The organism is Streptomyces sp. NPDC107550 (genome assembly GCF_055639095.1).
The window spans coordinates 188,380-205,683 of the sequence record NZ_JBVKBC010000001.1; the positions used below are offsets into that span (position 1 = coordinate 188,380).

Annotated in this window: 14 protein-coding genes; 4 read left to right on the forward strand and 10 right to left on the reverse strand. The window is 72.3% G+C overall.

All coding sequences use genetic code 11. The annotated features are described in order from the left end of the window. Nucleotides 1-32 precede the first annotated feature (32 nt). The gene (locus tag ACZ7LY_RS00865; protein WP_471622312.1) at nt 33-617 is read right to left on the reverse strand and encodes a hypothetical protein; all 585 of its coding nucleotides are present in this window, start codon (nt 615-617) and stop codon (nt 33-35) included. A 502-nt stretch (nt 618-1,119) separates the two neighbouring features. Here ACZ7LY_RS00865 and ACZ7LY_RS00870 point away from each other — a divergent pair. Next, nucleotides 1,120-1,902: a HEAT repeat domain-containing protein gene (locus tag ACZ7LY_RS00870; RefSeq protein ID WP_471622313.1), complete on the forward strand. Its 783-nt coding sequence runs from the start codon at nt 1,120-1,122 to the stop codon at nt 1,900-1,902. A gap of 51 nt (nt 1,903-1,953) precedes the next feature. Here ACZ7LY_RS00870 and ACZ7LY_RS00875 read toward each other — a convergent pair whose 3' ends face one another. From ACZ7LY_RS00875 to ACZ7LY_RS00885, 3 genes are all read right to left on the reverse strand, one after another. Continuing rightward, nucleotides 1,954-2,973 carry a ketopantoate reductase family protein gene (locus ACZ7LY_RS00875; RefSeq protein ID WP_471622314.1) on the reverse strand — a complete coding sequence of 340 codons (1,020 nt, stop codon included), beginning with the start codon at nt 2,971-2,973 and terminating at the stop codon, nt 1,954-1,956. A gap of 45 nt (nt 2,974-3,018) precedes the next feature. Continuing rightward, a complete protein-coding gene (locus ACZ7LY_RS00880) occupies nt 3,019-3,576 on the reverse strand; it encodes a DUF1697 domain-containing protein (RefSeq protein ID WP_471622315.1) in 558 nt (185 codons plus the stop codon). Nucleotides 3,577-3,655: 79 nt separating this feature from the next. Then, nucleotides 3,656-4,864, reverse strand: coding sequence for a S8 family peptidase (locus tag ACZ7LY_RS00885; protein ID WP_471622316.1), 1,209 nt, complete (start codon nt 4,862-4,864; stop codon nt 3,656-3,658). A 619-nt stretch (nt 4,865-5,483) separates the two neighbouring features. On the opposite strand from ACZ7LY_RS00885, the gene ACZ7LY_RS00890 reads away from it, so the two are divergent. Beyond that, nucleotides 5,484-6,437 carry a hypothetical protein gene (locus tag ACZ7LY_RS00890; RefSeq protein ID WP_471622317.1) on the forward strand — a complete coding sequence of 318 codons (954 nt, stop codon included), beginning with the start codon at nt 5,484-5,486 and terminating at the stop codon, nt 6,435-6,437. Nucleotides 6,438-6,945: 508 nt separating this feature from the next. Here ACZ7LY_RS00890 and ACZ7LY_RS00895 read toward each other — a convergent pair. Further along, the gene (locus ACZ7LY_RS00895) at nt 6,946-8,232 is read right to left on the reverse strand and encodes a macrolide family glycosyltransferase (protein ID WP_471622318.1); all 1,287 of its coding nucleotides are present in this window, start codon (nt 8,230-8,232) and stop codon (nt 6,946-6,948) included. Between the two features lie 129 nt (nt 8,233-8,361). Here ACZ7LY_RS00895 and ACZ7LY_RS00900 point away from each other — a divergent pair, with 129 nt between their 5' ends. Beyond that, the gene (locus ACZ7LY_RS00900; RefSeq protein WP_471622319.1) at nt 8,362-9,243 is read left to right on the forward strand and encodes a phosphotransferase enzyme family protein; all 882 of its coding nucleotides are present in this window, start codon (nt 8,362-8,364) and stop codon (nt 9,241-9,243) included. A gap of 58 nt (nt 9,244-9,301) precedes the next feature. On the opposite strand, the gene ACZ7LY_RS00905 is transcribed toward ACZ7LY_RS00900, so the two are convergent. The 4 genes from ACZ7LY_RS00905 to ACZ7LY_RS00920 form a co-directional block, all read right to left on the reverse strand. After that, on the reverse strand, nt 9,302-10,021 hold the full coding sequence (locus ACZ7LY_RS00905) for an exonuclease domain-containing protein (protein WP_471622320.1): 720 nt from the start codon (nt 10,019-10,021) through the stop codon (nt 9,302-9,304). A gap of 127 nt (nt 10,022-10,148) precedes the next feature. Further along, nucleotides 10,149-11,417, reverse strand: coding sequence for an SAV2148 family HEPN domain-containing protein (locus ACZ7LY_RS00910; protein ID WP_471622321.1), 1,269 nt, complete (start codon nt 11,415-11,417; stop codon nt 10,149-10,151). A 113-nt stretch (nt 11,418-11,530) separates the two neighbouring features. Further along, nucleotides 11,531-12,877 (reverse strand): copper amine oxidase, encoded by a 1,347-nt coding sequence (locus ACZ7LY_RS00915; RefSeq protein WP_471622322.1) that lies wholly within the window; start codon nt 12,875-12,877, stop codon nt 11,531-11,533. Nucleotides 12,878-12,938: 61 nt separating this feature from the next. After that, nucleotides 12,939-13,721, reverse strand: coding sequence for a Tat pathway signal sequence domain protein (locus ACZ7LY_RS00920; protein WP_471622323.1), 783 nt, complete (start codon nt 13,719-13,721; stop codon nt 12,939-12,941). Between the two features lie 158 nt (nt 13,722-13,879). Between ACZ7LY_RS00920 and glgX the strand changes: the two genes are divergently transcribed. Then, the gene (gene glgX, locus ACZ7LY_RS00925; RefSeq protein WP_471622324.1) at nt 13,880-15,997 is read left to right on the forward strand and encodes a glycogen debranching protein GlgX; all 2,118 of its coding nucleotides are present in this window, start codon (nt 13,880-13,882) and stop codon (nt 15,995-15,997) included. On the opposite strand, the gene ACZ7LY_RS00930 is transcribed toward glgX, so the two are convergent. Then, nucleotides 15,972-17,237 carry an MFS transporter gene (locus ACZ7LY_RS00930; RefSeq protein WP_471622325.1) on the reverse strand — a complete coding sequence of 422 codons (1,266 nt, stop codon included), beginning with the start codon at nt 17,235-17,237 and terminating at the stop codon, nt 15,972-15,974. The two genes, glgX and ACZ7LY_RS00930, sit on opposite strands and share 26 nt — an antisense overlap. Nucleotides 17,238-17,304: the final 67 nt, after the last annotated feature.

Sequence of the window (17,304 nt, forward strand, 5' to 3'; positions counted from 1 at the left end):
CCACTCCCCTTCTTGAACAAACGCGACAGCCGTCAGTTCTCTTCTCTGGTCTTCTCCAGGCGGAGCGCGGTGTCGCAAGCGAGGGTCTGGGTGTACTGGCGCCCCTCTTGCTCGTAGGTGAACCGGCAGTCGTTCAGGTTGCCGTGGATCGGCCCCACCACCTTGAGGTGGACCAGGTAGTAGATATCGCTGTCGGTCCCGGCCCTGATCGTCACCGGTGCGGTCGCATGGTCTTTCAGTCCTGCGATGTTCGCCATGTCCGGGTCCCCCTCACGCGCCATCAGGTTGACGCCTTCCGAGTCGACGCTGTCGACGGCCTTGTAACCAAGGATCTTGAGCCCCTCGGGCACCTTGAGTATCCGCACGCGCGTCACCCTGAGAGGGGTTTTCGTGGTGTTGACCGCCGGAGGAAAGGCCACCCACCACTTCTCCCCCACGTGCACGTGGTCGGTCCCCAGAGTGCCGTTGGACCGCATCCCTCCGTCGAGCGCTTCTCCATCGGCAGAGGCACCGAAGGCCGGAACGAAGCACGCGGCAGCACCGAGGACGACAACGCCGGCGGCCAGCGCGAGCCTGGCACGAGAGGAAAATGCCGGAATTCCCCGAGACCTTGTCATGACGCCCCCAGATGTAGTGCGGTCCCACCTGAACCTCTGGCTTTCCTGTCCCTTTTCACACCGGGACGCCCCCGCCAGTGCGGGGATCTAAACACACGCGAAGGGAGCGAAAACCCAAGCCCGCCAAGGCCCTCACCTGCACAGCACACCCAAATATCTATATATGGCGGATCTTGACGCCTCATGAGGGATGCGCACCTGAGGTTCACATGAGGTTCGAAAGCGACCTTTTGAGTAACGCTTTACTAAACCGGAGCCGCCCTGAACCACTCGCCGGCTGTTCCGCGCCCGTCACGCACATCGGGGTCGGCGCCCGCCCGCAGCAGGTGCGCCATGGCACCGGTGTCCTCGGCCCGCACCGCGGATATCAGAAGAGGCTCGAAGCCCCCATCGCCAGTCCAGAACGGCCCCTTCGATAGGGCCGAGCACGGCGCCGACCCCGAGCGGTGCGGACCGGACGGTATGGCGCCCCTGCGCAAGGCTCACCCTCGGCGGGCTGACGGTGCGCGACGGGCACGCGGCGATCCTCACGGATCTGGAGGCGGCGCTCGGCATCCGTACCCCCTTCGCGGAACTGAGGGACCGCGCGCTGACCCGCCCCGACCAGGAGCACGCCGTATGGCTGGCTTCCACGATGCTTCTGGCGAACCGCCGCGACCAGGACACCTGGGACGCCGCCGCGGCCCTGCGCCTCCACCCGCACCCGGTCCACCGGCTGTTCGGCGCTGAGATGGCGCGGCTGACCCACCTGTTCGACCAGAGCGACGAGCAGCCCTTCGCGGGTCCCGCCCTCGATCTCTTCCTCGGCTGGGCGGGCCGGGAGACCGACGCCGCCGTGCTCACGGAGGTGCTGACCGGCCTCGCCGAGCACGACGACCCGCGCGCGGACGCGGCTCTCCTGCCGCACGCGAGCTGTCCCGACGTCCGCGTGCGGCGCGCGGTGGCCTCCGCCTTCGACCTGTGGTCACGGGCCTTCTCCCCCGCCGTCCGGGAGACGCTGCTGGGGCTGATGCGCGACCCTGACGCGGAGGTGCGGCGGCGCGCCTGTCGCACGGTCGGCGACGGCAAGGACCGCGATCCCGCCCTCGCCGATGGCATGGGGGCCCTGCTGGACGATCCGGACCGCCAGGTCAGGGTCGCCGCCGTGTGCGGGCTCGCCCGTCATGACGACGAGCGGTGCGTGGAAGGCGCGCGCCGCCTCCCGCCGGCGCCGCCCGGCACCCCCTCCTCTACGTACGACCTCGACGAGGTAGGGCGGTACGAGCTGCGCCGCGACGGTCGCTGACCTCAGGAGACGACGTGGGCGTACGTCTCGGTGGCCCCCCGTCCCCGCGCCCTACGCGTCCCGCGCCGCCACCCTGGCCTCGACCGCCGCGACCAGGTGCGCGACCGGGGTGTCGCCGGGGGCACGGGACGTGCGGGCGGCGGTGTCGGCCTGTTCCTGGAGGACGTCGTTGATGGGGGTGGGGACGCCGTGCAGGCGGCCGAGGAGGGCGATCTCGCCGTTCAGGTAGTCGGCCTCGATGCTGCCCGCGCCGCGCCGCAGCGACTGCCACGACGAGCCCCCGGCCCGCGGTCGCCCGTCGAACGGCTCGAACCGCATCCGGCCCTCCCGCGCCCGCCGCTCCTCGTCCTCGCTCGTGTACGCGACGCCCGCCGCGCGCAGCACGGCCTCCCCCTCGGCCCGGGCCCGCCGGTACAGGGCGATGCCCTCCTCGCTGTCGATGACTCCGGAGACGGCCTCGATCGCGTTGGCGAGGTTGGCGAGGAGTTTGGCGTGCTTGAAGCGCATGACGTCGTCGATGACGGGCGCCTCGAAGCGGGAGCCGGCGAGGTCGGCGGCGACGGCGCGGGCGGTGGCGTCGCTGCCCGCCGGGTAGCGGCCGAGGTGGAGGATGCCGGTGAGGGGGGTGCCGTCGGCCCGTACGACGCCGGGCTCGACGAACGAGGCGGGCAGCCAGACGCACATCCCGTACACGCGGTGGAACAGACGCAGCGCGAGCCGTTCGCTCTCCACGCCGTTCTGCGCGCACACGAGCGGGAGCCGCTGGGCGGCGGTGCCGCCGCCCTCGACGGGGCACGGCGCCCACGCGGCGAGCGCCGCCGCGCTGTCCTGCGTCTTCACGGCGAGGACGAGCACGTCGTCGGCGCGGAGCGTGCCGAGCGCGTCGGGTCCGTCGGCGACGGGCGGGCGCAGGGTGTGCGGGCCGTCGGGGGTCTGGAGCACGAGGCCTCGGGTGCGCAGCGCCTCGTGGTGCGCGCCGCGTGCGACGAGGACGACGTCGTGCCCGCTCTGGTGGAGCCGTCCGCCGAGCGCGCCGCCGACCGCGCCCGCTCCGATGATGACGTAACGCATGCGCCGACCCTTTCACGGAAGGGGGCGGCTCCGGGGAGGGACGGGTCAGTCGCCTGAGGTCATCTCGACGAGCTTGACGACGGTGTTCCAGTTGCGGCTGGTGGCGATCAGGCCGTCCTTGGTACGGGAGGGCCGGCCGAGGGCGTCGGCGAGCTTGGAGGTGCCGAGGCCACCGGGCGCGTACAGGTACAGGGCGCGGTCGCCGAGCCTGAACTCCTCGGGGAGGAAGGCGGAGCGGTCGATGTCGGCGTAGCGCTCGGCGGTGACGGGTGCGGAGAAGTAGGTGACGTGGAGCTGCTTGCCCTCAAGCTCGGCGGCGGGGAACGGGCAGGCGTCCCGTACGGCGGCGAGGTAGGCGTGGTCGCGGACGAGGACGTCGACGGGGAAGCCGAACGCGGCGTCGAGGGCGGCGGCGATGTCACGGGCCCAGGTGGTCTCGTCGCCGCGGCCGGCGGCGAAGGTGACGTTGCCGCTCTGGAGGTAGGTGCGGACGTCGGTGGCGCCCAGGGCCTCCACGAGGGGGCGCAGCCGGGCCATGGGGACCTTCTTGTTGCCGCCCACGTTGATGCCGCGCAGCAGCGCCGCGTATCGCTCGGTCGTCATCCGCACACGATAAGGCGGCCGCCGTGCCCCGTGGGGGTGGGCACGACGGCCGCCGGTTCTCGGGAGGGGGCGCCGGGTGTTACTCGGCGACCTTCAGGAGCTTGTTCGGGGTGCCGGCGGTGGCGTTCTTGATGGCGTCCGGGGTCGCGCCGCCGGTGAGCGCGGTGGCGACGGCGGCCGGGGTCGCGCTCTGGTGGCCGGCGAGGTAGACGGCGGCGGCGCCGGTCACGTGCGGGGTCGCCATGGACGTACCGGAGATGGTCTTGGTGGCGCTGTCGCCGGTGTTCCAGTCGGAGGTGATGTCCGAGCCGGGGGCGTAGAGGTCCACGAGGGTGCCGTGGTTGGAGAAGTCGGACTGCTGGTCGTCCTTGGTGGAGGAGGCGACGGTGATCGCCTCGGGCACGCGCGCCGGGCTCGACGTGGAGGCGTCGGCGGACTCGTTGCCGGCGGCGACCGCGTAGGTGACGCCGGAGGCGATGGACTTGCGTACGGCCGCGTCGAGGGCCTCGTCGGTGCCGCCGCCGAGGGACATGTTGGCGACGGAGGGGCCCTGGTGGTTCTTGGTGACCCAGTCGATGCCGGCGACGACCTGCTCGGTGGTGCCGGAGCCCTGGTCGTCGAGGACGCGCACGGCGACGATCTTCGCCTTCTTGGCGACGCCGTGGGCCTGTCCGGCGATGGTGCCGGCGACGTGGGTGCCGTGCCCGTTGCCGTCGTCGGCGCTGGTGTCGTTGTCGACGGCGTCGAAGCCGTAGGAGGCCCGGCCGCCGAAGTCCTTGTGGCTGATGCGGACGCCGGTGTCGATGACGTACGCGGTGACTCCCTCGCCCGCGCTGTCGGGGTACGTGTACGCCCCGTCGCCCGCGGTCTCCTTCTGGTCGATGCGGTCCAGGCCCCAGGAGGGCGGGTTGGTCTGGGTGGCGTCGATGTGGAACTTCTTGTTCTGGACGACCTTGTCGACGGATGTGTCGGCGGCGAGCCGCTTGGCCTCGGTCTCGCTCAGGCCGCTGACGGAGAAGCCGTTGACGGCGGAGGCGTAGGACCGCTTGAGGCTGCCGCCGTAGGACGCGGCGAGGTCCTTCTTGGCGGCGGTGGTGGCCTTGCCGTCGAGGAGCACGATGTAGCTGCCGGAGACGGCGCCCTTCGCGTCGAGGCCGTAGACCTTGCCTTCGGCGGGGGCCGCGGCTCCGGCGAGACCGCCGGTGAGGACGGTGACGCCGACGGCTGCCGCGGCGGTGGCTATGGCGGCGGCCGGCTTCAGCGAGCGCGCACGCTTGTGAGATGCCATGAAGAGGGGTCTCCTCGTGGTGGTGTGGGGGGATTTACCGCGCCCCCGGCCGATCTCCGGAAGATCTGCGGGGGTTGAGACGAAACCCTGTCCGAATGACGGGTGCAGATCAAGGACTTCATACGTCTGTGACTTGTTCAACAAGGCTTCGTAATAACAAACCGGACAGACCCGAACGTCACGGCAACGGCGCGATGATGAAGGGGACTTCACTCCCCCTCCACGCGCGCGGCGATGATCTCCGCCAACTTCGGCACGGACGCCGCCCCGGCGAACTCCCTGGTGAGCGGCGGGTGGTGGGCCGAGCGCCGGGGCGTCGTCGATCTCGTACGAGGGTTTCGCGGGGGTACGAGGAGGCACGCGCGGGACGGTCCACGGCTCGGCGCGGGGGGAGTTCGCCGAGGTGGCGGGCGGGTACGGGGGTGCCGGCCGGGGGCATCGCGCGAGGCGGGGCGGGGTCTGCGGGCCGGGCGGCGCGGCCGGGGCGCGCGGTGCGTGTTTCTCCATGCCGGGTGGCCGGGAAGCGTGCGCGCGGGCGGCGGCGCGTCCTCGTACGGAACCGCCGGGGCGCGGCGCGCATCCCCTTCCGCGAACAAGATTCCCAGGGGGAGGACACACCATGGACCGACGCAGTCTGCTCAAGAGTGTCGCGGCGGGGGCGCTGGCGGCACCGGCCGCGGCGCTGCTCCCGGCGGGCGCGGCGAGCGCGGCGCCCGCGCCGTTCGACGTGCTGGTGGGGGACGTGACGTCCGGGCGCATCCTGCAGTTCGACCGCAACAAGCCGTTCACGGCGGCCAACATCAAGTGGTCGCTCGACCCGGCCGGCAGCCACCCGATGGAGCACCGGCTGCGGCACACGCAGGCCGACGGGCAGATCCTGCTGGTGGCGACGGGCACGCCCGACAGCGGTACGGCGAGCATCTACCGGCGCAGTGACAAGAGGAAGCTGTGGTCGGCGAACGTGCCGAACTACCCGCACTGCATCGAGCGCGTCCCCGGGCTCGGCGTGGTCGTCGTCGCCGGGCGCAGCACCGGCAGCGGGGGCGGCTCCGCGACCGGGGGCAGCCTGCATGTCTTCCGGGCGACGGGCGGCTCGGTCAGCACGCTGGTCACGTCGGGGACGGTCCCCTTCCACCAGGCGCACGGGCTGCTGTGGGACCCGTCGATCGAGCGGCTCTGGGCGATCGGCGGGAGCGTGCTGACGGCGTATCAGGTGACGACGACGGCGTCCTCGGCGAAGCTCACGGAGGACCGGGCGCGGCGGGTCGCCGTGCGGCGGGGGCATGATGTGCAGCCCGACTACATGGCGCCGGGGCGGTTGCTCATCTGTGAGACGGACGGGGTGTACGCGGTCGACAAGGCGACGATGCGGAAGACGTTGTTGCATGACCGTAAGTGGGTCAAGTCGTATGTGCGGCATGCGTCCGGGGAGCAGATGTGGACGGGGGCGGTGGATGAGGGCAGTGCGTTCGGTACGAAGTACGTCCACTTCAACCTGGGTACGACTCGGCCCCTCCAGACCCCGGGCGCCATCGTCTACCGGGCCCGCCTGGTGACACCCCAGTACCAGTAACCCTCCCCGACAAGGGCCGCGCCCCCAGCTCCCCCGGCTCCTCAATCGCCGGAGGGGCTGGGGATGTTGGCGCTGACCCCGACTCCCTCAGGGGCGCGGGGAACTGCGCGAGAAGCCCCACCGGGGCTGAACTGGACGCACAACGTGTACTGACCCCGCGCTGGGGTGCCGCCTTGCCCACCCGTGCCGCCCTGGGGGTCCCCCCGGACGAAGTCTGGGGGAGGCAGACTGCCCAAGGCGGGGCGGGCGGCGCCCAATAGGCACCGGGGCTCGCAGCCCCGTCAGGGGCGCGGGGAACTGCGCGCCCAGCCACGACGCCCCCGGCACTCTGGGGCTCCGCCCCAGCCCCCGCTCCTCAAGCGCCGGAGGGGCTGGGAGTTGGCGGCGAGGCCAGCCCCAGGGCCGAAGGCCAGGAGTCGGCGCTGAGGCCAGCCCCATAAGGGGCGCGGGGAACTGCGCGGCCAGCCACGACGAAACCCGCACCCTGCGACAACGCACCCCGACGGAGTCAGACCCCGGGGAGTTCGGATTCGATGAGGTCTGCCGCGCGGGCCGTACCCCCTTCCTTCTCCATCCGCCCCCGGAGCCCCGCAAGCCGCTCCGCCACCGCCGGATCCCCCACAAGCCCGAGAACCTCCGCCCGCAACCGCTCCGCCGTCACCTCCTCCATGGGCACATGCCGGGCCACCCCGAGCCCCTGGAGAACATCCGCGTTGCCGAACTGATCGACCGCCTGCGGCACCGCCACCATCGGCGTCCCGGTCGCAAGCCCCTCCTGGCTGCCCCCGGCCCCCGCATGCGTGATGAAGGCGTCGGCCTGCTTGAGGATCGCCAACTGCGGTACCCACGACCGCACTTCCACGTTCCCGGGCACCTCCCCGAGATCGTCGGCGGTGACGTGCTTGCCGACCTGGAGCACGACATGCCACCCGGGCAGCCCCCCGAAAGCCTCCACGCACGTCCGGTAGAACGCCGGCTGGTTCGTGAAGGACGACCCGAGCGAGACGAGCAGCACCCGCTCGGCATCGGCGGGCCGCTCCCACTCCCCCTGCGCCGCCCGGTCCCCCTGGCACGCGCCGACGAACGTGTAGATCGACTCGTCGACCCGGTCGGCGTGCGGCTGGAGCGCCTTCGGGATGAGCACGAGGGACCGGTCGGGCCGCCCCCAGAACTCCTCGGCGCTCTTGGGCACCCCGTTCTCCTTGAGCCAGCGCGTGAACTTCTCGAAGTACGCGGCTCCCCGTGCCGTCCGCTTGGGCTCGGCCCACATCGGCTCGGCGACCTCCTGCTCGTACCCCTCCCATGCGACGAGGTTCGGGGAGAGGGAGATCGCGGGCACGCCCCAGCGGTGGGCGAGGACGGCCGCCGGGTAGGACGTGATGTCGTGCAGCACGAGATCGGGCACGCCCACCCCGCCCGCGCCGTCACGTCCGCCCGCGCCGTCACGTCCGCCCGCGCCGTCGCGTCCGCCCTCGCCGTCACGCCCCTCGAACGCCTCGATGAGCTGCGGCAGCGCCTGGATCGCGTCGTCGAGGAACGGCTCCACGTTGTCGAGCAGGGTCGTGCCCCACGCCGACGGGTCGTCGTCGGGACCGGGCAGGGTGGTGCGGTAGAGGACGGGCGTCGCGCCGGTCTCGGCGACCTTCTCCTCGAACAGATGCGGGATCGCGTAACTGACGCGGTGTCCGCGTGCGACGAGTTCCCGGATCACCTCCAGACTCGGGTTCACGTGCCCGTGCGCGGCGATGGAGAACATGGCGATATGGGCGGGACGTACGGATTCCGGGTTCGTCATGCCCCCACCGTAAGCGAGACGAGACGTCTCGTACAACCTTTTTCGCGCCGACACCGATCCCCCCGCGCCCCGCCCGCCCGCAGGTGCGAGACTGACCCCGCATCCGATCGGAACGCGGGAGGCGCGGGAATGGACGAGGCACGGGCACGGGACGTGCTGGCACAGGCGGCGGTCGTGGACGGGCCCGCGAGCGGAGCGAAGCTGCTCGCGCTCGGCGAGAACGCCGTGTTCGCCGCCGGCGACCTGGTCGTCAAGGTCGGCCGGGACATCGCGCAGGCAGGCCCCGCGCTCCTCGACCGCGCCCGCCACGAACTGGCCGTCGCCGCCTGGCTCGCCGCCCACGACATCCCCGCCGTCCGCGCCGCGCGCCCCGAGCCGCTGGTCGTCGACGGGCACCCCGTGACGGTCTGGCACCGGGTGCCCGACGCGGTGCGCCCCGCCGAACCCCGCGACCTGGCGGAACTGCTCCGTCTCGTCCACGCGCTGCCCGCCCCCACCGACCTCGCCCTCCCCCGGCGGGAGTTGCTGGGCGGCGTCGAGCGCTGGCTGCGGCTCGCGGGCGACGCCATCGACCCGGCCGACGCCGCCTATCTGCGGGAGCGGCGCGATGGCTTCGCCGCGCAGGCCGCCGCCCTCACCCCGCATCTCACGCCCGGCCCGATCCATGGCGACGCGCTCCCGCGCAACGTCCACATCGGCCCCGAAGGACCGGTCCTCGCCGATCTGGAGACCTTCTCCTTCGATCTGCGCGAGCACGACCTCGTCGTCATGGCGCTCTCCCGCGACCGCTACGGCCTCCCGGCGTCGGCGTACGAGGAGTTCGTGACGGCGTACGGCTGGGACGTACGGGAGTGGGAGGGGTGCGCGGTGCTGCGCGGCGCCCGCGAGACGGCGTCCTGCGCCTGGGTCTCCCAGCACGCGCCGACCAACCCGCGCGCCCTGGAGGAGTTCCGCCGCCGCGTGGCGTCCCTGCGCGAGAACGACCCCGAGGTCCGCTGGTACCCCTTCTGAGCTCCGGCCCCGGCTCCGCCCCGCCCCGCTCCGCTCCGCTCCGAAAGGACGAGAGGCTCTAGCCGACCCGCGCGTCCAGCTCCCGTATCGGCCAGGACGGGTCGACGACCGCGTCCTCGTCCCCCTTGCCGCGCAGGAACTTCTGGAAGTCGGCCGCCCATCCCGCGTACCACTCGACCTGGCGGCGGTGGAGTTCGGCGGGGCCGAGCGAGGCGACCTTCGGGTGCCGCTCGCCTATCGCGCGGGCGAGGCGGGCGGCGGCCAGCGCGTCGGCGCCCGCGTCATGCGCGGCGTCGAGCGTGACCCCGTACTCCGTGCAGACCGCTTCCAGGTTCCGCTTGCCCCTGCGGTAGCGGTCGACACTGCGGTCGATGGTGTACGGGTCGACGACCGGGGCCGGGTCCATTCCGAGCCGCTCGCGCAGCGACGGCAGCCCGTACCTGGCCAGTTCGGCGGAGAGCAGGGTCAGGTCGAACGTCGCGTTGTACGCGACGACCGGGACGCCCACGCGCCAGTAGCCCACGAGCACCTCCGCGATGGCGTTCACCACGCGGTCGGCCGGCTCTCCCTCGCTCGCCGCCCGCTCGCTGCTGATGCCGTGCACCGCGACCGCGTCGGCCGGGATCGGCACGCCCGGGTCGGCGAGCCACTGCCGGTGGCCGAGCACCGCGCCGTCCCTGACCTCGATGACCGCGCCGGTCACGATGCGCGCCTCGCGCGGATCGGTCCCGGTCGTCTCCAGGTCGAAGCCGATCAGCAGCTCCCGGTGCCAGCCCATGGCAGCCCCCTTCTTCGTGGTGCGTTCCCCCAGTGAGCACCACCTTCGCACGCGCCACTGACAATCGGCCCGGCACCCGCCCCCACCTGCGAGGACCCGCCCCGGAGCCCGCCGCAGGCGCCCCCGCTCAGGACACCGGCCGCGCGTCCGCCCACGCCTGCTCGAACTCGTCGCGGTAGGTCACGAACAGGCCGTTCTCCTCGGCGTCGGACCGCCCGCCCGAGCGCACCACGCGCCCGCCTCCGCGCAGCACGAGGACCGGCGCCTCCATGCCCCGGGTGCGGCGCAGATAGGTCTGCACGACCGCCACGCCGTCCGAGCCGTCGCCGTCCACGAGGTACGCGGTGAAGCGGGGCGTCTCGTCGAAGACCTGGATCTCGAAGGCGCCCGGGTCGCGCAGCCGGGCCCGTACGCGGCGCATGTGCAGGATGTTCGCCTCGACCGCACGACTCAACTCGCCCCTTTTGAGGCCGAGTTCCCTTTCGCGCCTTTTGACCGCGCTGGAGGCCGGATTGAGGAACAGCAGCCGCGTCCTGCACCCGGACTCGGCGAGCCGGAACAGGCGGCGCCCGGAGAAGTTCTGCACGAGCAGGTTGAGCCCTATGCCGATGGCGTCGAGGCGGCGGGCGTCGCCGAACAGGTCCTCGGCGGGGAACTGCCGCAGCAGCCGCACCCGGTCCGGGTGGACGCCCACCACGTCCGCGTACCGGTCGCCGACGAGGTCCTCCACGGCGTCCACCGGCAGCCGGCGCGCGGAGGGCACGTCGGAGCCCGCGCCGAGCATGTCGAGCAGCCGCGCGGAGGCCCGCTCGGCCTGCCCGAGCACCGCCTCGGACAGCGCGCGGTTGCGGGAGACCACGTTGCGGGTGACCTCCAGCTCGTCCAGGGCCAGTTCGACGTCGCGGCGGTCGTCGAAGTACGGCTCGAAGCACGGCCAGTGCTGGATCATCAGCTCGCGCAGCTGCGGCAGGGTCAGGAACGACAGGACGTTGTCGTCGGCCGGGTCGAGCAGATAGCCCTTGCGGCGGCTGACCTCGCGGACGGCGACGGCCCGCTGCACCCACTCCTGGCCGGCGGGGCCGGCGGCGGCGACCACCCAGTCGTCCCCGTTGACCGGCTCGTAGATGGGGCGCAGCACGGCCGCGACGACGGCCCGCAGCCGCTGCTCGACGAGGTTGAGCCAGATGTAGGCGCGGCCGGCGCGCTGGGCGCGGGTGCGCACCTCGCGCCAGGCGTCGGCCCCCCAGTCGAGTTCGGGTCCGATCTGGGAGGCCACGTCCATCGGCCGGGCCAGCGAGACCGCCTGGGCCGGGATCTCCGTGGTGGGTGCCCCCTGGCCGTCCCCTCCCTCGTGACCGTCGTCACCAGGGGGCAGCTCCAGACCTCCCGAGCTCACCCGCTCCGCACCGCCTTCCGCCCCCGCGCCTGTCCGAGCACTCCCCCATCAACGATCAAGGAAGGGTACTCCGGGAGCGGCGGGCGGTGCAGCCTGATGAGCCCGAGAGTTTCTCAACTGCCGTTTCTGGGCTGTCCGTTCTGATCGGCGAGGTCGGCCGGAGTGAGCGGATTCATAGCGGTCACATCCCTGGGCGCCAGCGAGAAGCCCTGCCAGTGGACCGGCATGGGCTGCTGGTCCTCGTCCCGGGCGATGTGGTGGAACCCGATGTTGACCCAGGCGATGGGGTGCGTGAGCGTCTGCCCGTTCACCCACTTGTCCACGCTGCGGCCGCCGCAGGTGGCGGACGGGTTGTCGCTCGCGTACTGCTCGCACTTCTTGTACTCGGTGAAGTACACGTCGTGCTTGGTGAAGGAGCGGCCCGGATACTTGTTGGAGCGGCCGGGGACGAACTCGTAGGAGCGCGGGTGGTTGTCCTTGTTCTTGCCGGCCGTGGAGACGACGCGCCACCAGCGCATGTCCGCGACGTCACCGGCGAGTTCCTTGGTGACGGGGGTGCGGGTGGTCTTGGTGGTGGGCGCGCCGGAGCCGCGCGGCGGGGTGACCTTGGAGTCGTACTGCTCGACCTTGGTCTTCGTGGAGGCGTCGAGCCCGAAGTTGAGCCGCCAGAACACGTTGTGGCTGTGGGACTCGGCGTAGGCGCTGGCGCCCTTGCCGATGGGCCAGCCCTTGCCGTCGGTGCCCTTGTAGTCGTACGGGGAGAGGCTGCCGGTGGCGCCGACGTTGGAGGTGATGGTGCCGTCGGAGGAGAAGCGCCATTCGGTGATGTACTCGTACCAGGACGCCTTGTTGACCGTGTAGACCAGCAGGTCCTTGCCCTGGGCGCTGTACAGCTTGCCGTTGCCGCCGGTGGAGGCGTCGTCGTTGAGCCGGTACGCGTGCCCGCGCGCACGCGTGGTGGCGCACACGCCCTGCACGTCGCCCATGCTGGGGACCTTGACGGTCTTGATCGTGCCGCCGGGGCACTCGGCGGGGCGCAGGTTCTGCAGGGCGAGGCCGAAGTCGGTGCCGGTGACGTCGTCGTACTCGTTCTCCCCGTCGTCGTAGGGGACATGGACCTGCGCGAGGCGGGCACTGGTGAGGACGGCTATCGGCTTGGGTTCGCCCTTGGGCTGGTAGCTGACGTCGTCCAGGACGAGCCCGGACAGCGTGTTGTAGTGCCAGCACATGCGCCAGGTGGTGCCGCCGTCGAGGGTCTGCTCGATCTGGTACGCGGCGGAGCAGGCGGGGGCCGCGGCGGCGGGCGCCTTGGCGGGTGCGGCGACGGCGGAGGGGGCGGTGGTCAGGGCGGTGGCGAGCAGCGCGGTGACCGCGAGCCCGGTGAGGGCGGCGGCGGGCCGGGTGCGGGCCCGCGCGGGTCTGCGGGCGGGTGTGGCCTGCGTGACGTGCGTGACGTGCATACGGAAGGGCTCCCTCATGCAGGAGAAGTCGGTGGAAGGGCTGCGGGCGCTGCGCCGCGCGTCAGCCGATGCGGCTCACGTGGCGGTCGCTGAGGTCGACGACGAGGGCGCGGGTGTCGATCCACGGCCCGTTGGTCACCTTGGCGACGACGCGCAGGCAGCGGTGCTTGCCGCAGGCGGTCAGGTCCGAGGGCACCTTCGCCACGGTCTCCTTGCGGAACACCATGCCGCTGAGCTGGAGCTGGTCGGGCCCGGTGAGCTTCTTGCCGGTGGCGTCGCGGTAGTCGGCGCGCAGGTCATTGCCGAGCGGGGCGGCGATCAGCAGGCGGCCCGCCTCGACGAGTTCGTCGCGGCTGGGTGGCGGCTGCACGCCGTGGTCGGTGGCGGTGGTCTCCACCTTGCCGGTGTCGAGGTTGACGGTGGTGGTGACGACCGCGTCGCGCTTGTAGTCGTACATGACGACGTCGGCGCGGCGCTGGGCGGCGGCGGCCGCGCCGAGCGAGGGGTCGGTCTCGGTCAGGTTGATCGACAGGCGCTGCGGGCCCCGGTCCCCCTCGACGTCCCGGGCGCGCATGCGCAGCCCGTCGCCGGCGGTGGCCAGCTTCTGGGCGCGGGCGATCTCGTCGTCGGTCAGCGGGTCGCGGCCCTTGCCGTGGGCGCCCTCGGCGGGCGCGGCCTCTATCGTGCCCGCGGGCGCGACGGCGTCGCGCTGGGCCGAGCCGGCCCTGGTCACGTCGCTGTCGCCGCCCGGCAGGGTGGCGGTGACGGCGACGGCGGCGCCGGCCGCCGCGAGGGCGAGCCCCGTCACGAGCTTGCCGAGATGACGTCTTGCTAGTTCACGCACGTTCCCCCCAGATTCCCCGGCCGTCCCGGTCGAGGACGCGCCGGCAGGTCGTGGTCTTCGTATAAGAGGGGGTGAACTCGCCGGTGGTTCCCCCGATTTGGGGGCAGGACTCATGAAGGTCGCCCGGAGCCCCGGGCCCGAGGGGAAGAGTGGTAGCCATGCAGGTCTGGCCTGGACAGGCGTATCCGCTCGGTGCCTCCTATGACGGCGCCGGGACCAACTTCGCGGTCTTCTCTGAGGCCGCCGACCGCGTCGAGCTGTGTCTGCTGCACGACGACGGTTCGGAGACGGCCGTGGAGCTGCGCGAGTCGGACGCCTTCGTCCGGCACGCCTATCTGCCCGGGGTGATGCCGGGGCAGCGCTACGGCTACCGCGCGCACGGCCCGTACGCGCCCGAGCGCGGCCTGCGCTGCAACTCGGCGAAGCTGCTGCTCGACCCGTACGCGCGCGCCGTCAGCGGCCGGATCGACTGGGGCGAGTCGGTGTACGGCTACCGGTTCGGGGCGCCGGAGGAGCGCAACGACCTGGACTCGGCGCCGCACATGATGGCGTCCGTCGTCGTCAACCCGTACTTCGACTGGGGCGACGACCGCCCGCCGCGCACCGAGTACCACGAGACGGTGATCTACGAGGCCCACGTCAAGGGCCTGACGATGAGCCATCCGGGGCTGCCGCCCGAGCTGCGCGGCACGTACGCGGGCCTCGCGCACCCGGCGGTGATCGAGCATCTGACGGAGCTGGGCGTGACGGCGCTCGAACTGATGCCGGTGCACCAGTTCGTGAACGACCACCGGCTGGTGGAGATGGGCCTGAACAACTACTGGGGCTACAACACGATCGGCTTCTTCGCCCCGCACAACAGCTACGCGTCCTGGGGCGACCGGGGCGAGCAGGTCCTGGAGTTCAAGTCGGCGGTCCGGGCGCTGCACCAGGCGGGCATCGAGGTCATCCTGGACGTGGTCTACAACCACACGGCGGAGGGCAACCATCTGGGGCCGACGCTGTCGTTCAAGGGGCTCGACAACCCCTCGTACTACCGGCTCACGGACGATCCGCGCTACTACATGGACACGACGGGCACGGGTAACTCGCTGCTGATGCGGTCCCCGCACGTCCTCCAGATGATCATGGATTCGCTGCGGTACTGGGTCGAGGAGATGCACGTCGACGGGTTCCGTTTCGACCTCGCGGCGACGCTGGCGCGCCAGTTCCACGAGGTGGACCGGCTGTCGTCGTTCTTCGACCTGGTGCAGCAGGACCCGGTGGTCAGCCGCGTGAAGCTGATCGCGGAGCCGTGGGACGTGGGCGAGGGCGGCTACCAGGTGGGCAACTTCCCGCCGCTGTGGACCGAGTGGAACGGCAAGTACCGCGACACCGTACGGGACCTGTGGCGGGGCGAGCCGCGCACGCTCGCCGAGTTCGCGGGCCGCCTGACGGGATCGTCGGATCTCTACCAGGACGACGGGCGCCGCCCGCTGGCCTCCGTCAACTTCGTGACCTGCCACGACGGTTTCACGCTGCGGGACCTCGTCTCGTACGACGACAAGCACAACGAGGCCAACGGCGAGGACAACCGGGACGGAGAGAGCTTCAACCGGTCGTGGAACTGCGGCGCGGAGGGCGACACGGACGACCCGGGCGTGCGGGAGCTGCGCGCGCGGCAGACACGTAACTTCATCGCCACGCTGATGCTGTCGCAGGGCGTGCCGATGCTCAGCCACGGCGACGAGCTGGGCCGCACGCAGGGCGGCAACAACAACGCCTACTGCCAGGACAACGAGGTGGCGTGGGTCGCGTGGCCGGACCCCGACGAGGAGCCGGGGCCGCTTCTTGAGTTCACGCGCGCGATGGTGCGGCTGCGCCGGGAGCACCCGGTGTTCCGCAGGCGGCGCTTCTTCCACGGGCGGCCGGTGGAGGGCACGCACGACGAGCTGTCCGACATCTCCTGGTTCACCCCGGAGGGCGAGGAGATGACGCGGGGCGACTGGGAGGCGTCGCAGGCGCGGGCGCTGTCGGTGTTCCTGAACGGGCACGCGATCTCGGAGCCCGGCCCGCGCGGCGAGCGGATCGTCGACGACTCGTTCCTGCTGCTGTTCAACGCCTCGCCCGAGCCGCAGGACTTCGTCGTGCCGGTGGACCACGGCCGGCAGTGGCGCACGGTCGTCGACACGGCCCTGCCCGCCGGGCTGCCGGCGGACGAGGGCCCCAAGGTGCAGGCCGGCGACCGGCTCACCCTCACCGGACGCAGCCTCACGGTGCTGCACCGGCCGGCGTGACGGGCGCCGGGGCGCGCACCCGCAGCGCCACGAGGAAGGCGAGGCAGGCGGCGGCGCTGCCGAGGCCGAAGGCGACGGCCGGGCCGTGGGCCTGCGCGAGCCGCCCGGCGACGGCGAGGGTGACGGCCTGCCCGCCGACGAAGGCGCCGGCGGCGACGGTCATGCCCTCGGCGAGCCGTTCGCGGGGCACCGCCCGCTCGGTGAGCCCGAACCCGGTGATGAGGTTCGGCGCGAACAGGGCGCCGAAGAGGGTCACGACGACGTACAGGAGCGGCATGCTGTCGATGACGATCAGCGGCAGCGACAGGAGCGCGGCGGCGGCCGTGGCCACGCGCCAGCGCGCGGGCAGTGCGAACCGCTCGGGGACGGCCGCCATGGCGAGGCCGACGCCGGCGCTCATCACGCCCATCGCCGCGTACACGAGGCCCGCCTGGTCCTCGTGGCCCAGCTTCTGGGTGAGGGCGGTGATCCCGGCGCCGCAGCCGCCCAGCAGGATGCCGAGGAGCACCAGGCCGAGGCGGACGACATGGACCTGACGCGGCAGGGGACGGCGGACGGCGGGGCGCGCGCCGGTGTGCGCGGGGGCGCGGGGCACGGCGCGCGCGGTCGGGTGCAGGGCGAACGCGCAGCCGCAGACGCCGACGAGGAGGGCCGCCGCGCCGAACGCGTACGCGGGGTGCGCGACGACGGAGGCGACGCCGATGAGGGCGGGGCCGAGGACGAAGGAGAGTTCGTCCATGGTCGACTCCAGGGAGAGCACCGCGTTCACGGTCCGCTCGTCGCCGCCCGCACGGCGTACGAGGGCGACACCGCGCGCGCGGGCGAGCGGTCCGATGCCGGGCACGGTGGCGCCCGCGAGGACGCCGAGGGCGATGAGGCCCGCGGTGGGCGCCTGGGCCAGCGCGGCGAGCGTGTAGCAGGCGACGGCGACCGCGTTCAGGAGGGCGAACGTGAGCACCACGGGCCGCTGTCCGCGCCGGTCGGCGAGGCGCCCGACGACGGGCCCCATGGCGACCTGGCCGAGGGCGAGCGCGCAGGCGACGGTGCCGCCGGTGGCGAGGGAGCCGCTGGTGCGCGTCACGAGCAGGACGCTGCCGAACTGGATCACGGCGACCGGCAGCCGCCCGAGGAACGAGACGAGGGGCAGCAGCCGTCCCGTCACGCCGATGACCCGGCGGTAGACGGCGAGCGTGCTCGGTGCGGGGGTGCCAGGGGTGGCCGGGGCGGCGGGCGCGGTCATCGTCCGAAGGTAGCCACGCGGGCCGCCGCGCTCGCATGCGGTGATGGCACGAAACCGGGCCATGGGG

Coding starts and splice junctions, on each gene's coding strand:
- ACZ7LY_RS00865 (WP_471622312.1), bottom strand. CDS start 617: ATGACAAGGTCTCGGGGAATTCCGGCATTTTCCTCTCGTGCCAGGCTC.
- ACZ7LY_RS00875 (WP_471622314.1), bottom strand. CDS start 2,973: ATGCGTTACGTCATCATCGGAGCGGGCGCGGTCGGCGGCGCGCTCGGC.
- ACZ7LY_RS00880 (WP_471622315.1), bottom strand. CDS start 3,576: ATGACGACCGAGCGATACGCGGCGCTGCTGCGCGGCATCAACGTGGGC.
- ACZ7LY_RS00885 (WP_471622316.1), bottom strand. CDS start 4,864: ATGGCATCTCACAAGCGTGCGCGCTCGCTGAAGCCGGCCGCCGCCATA.
- ACZ7LY_RS00890 (WP_471622317.1), top strand. CDS start 5,484: ATGGACCGACGCAGTCTGCTCAAGAGTGTCGCGGCGGGGGCGCTGGCG.
- ACZ7LY_RS00895 (WP_471622318.1), bottom strand. CDS start 8,232: ATGACGAACCCGGAATCCGTACGTCCCGCCCATATCGCCATGTTCTCC.
- ACZ7LY_RS00900 (WP_471622319.1), top strand. CDS start 8,362: ATGGACGAGGCACGGGCACGGGACGTGCTGGCACAGGCGGCGGTCGTG.
- ACZ7LY_RS00905 (WP_471622320.1), bottom strand. CDS start 10,021: ATGGGCTGGCACCGGGAGCTGCTGATCGGCTTCGACCTGGAGACGACC.
- ACZ7LY_RS00915 (WP_471622322.1), bottom strand. CDS start 12,877: ATGCACGTCACGCACGTCACGCAGGCCACACCCGCCCGCAGACCCGCG.
- glgX (WP_471622324.1), top strand. CDS start 13,880: ATGCAGGTCTGGCCTGGACAGGCGTATCCGCTCGGTGCCTCCTATGAC.
- ACZ7LY_RS00930 (WP_471622325.1), bottom strand. CDS start 17,237: ATGACCGCGCCCGCCGCCCCGGCCACCCCTGGCACCCCCGCACCGAGC.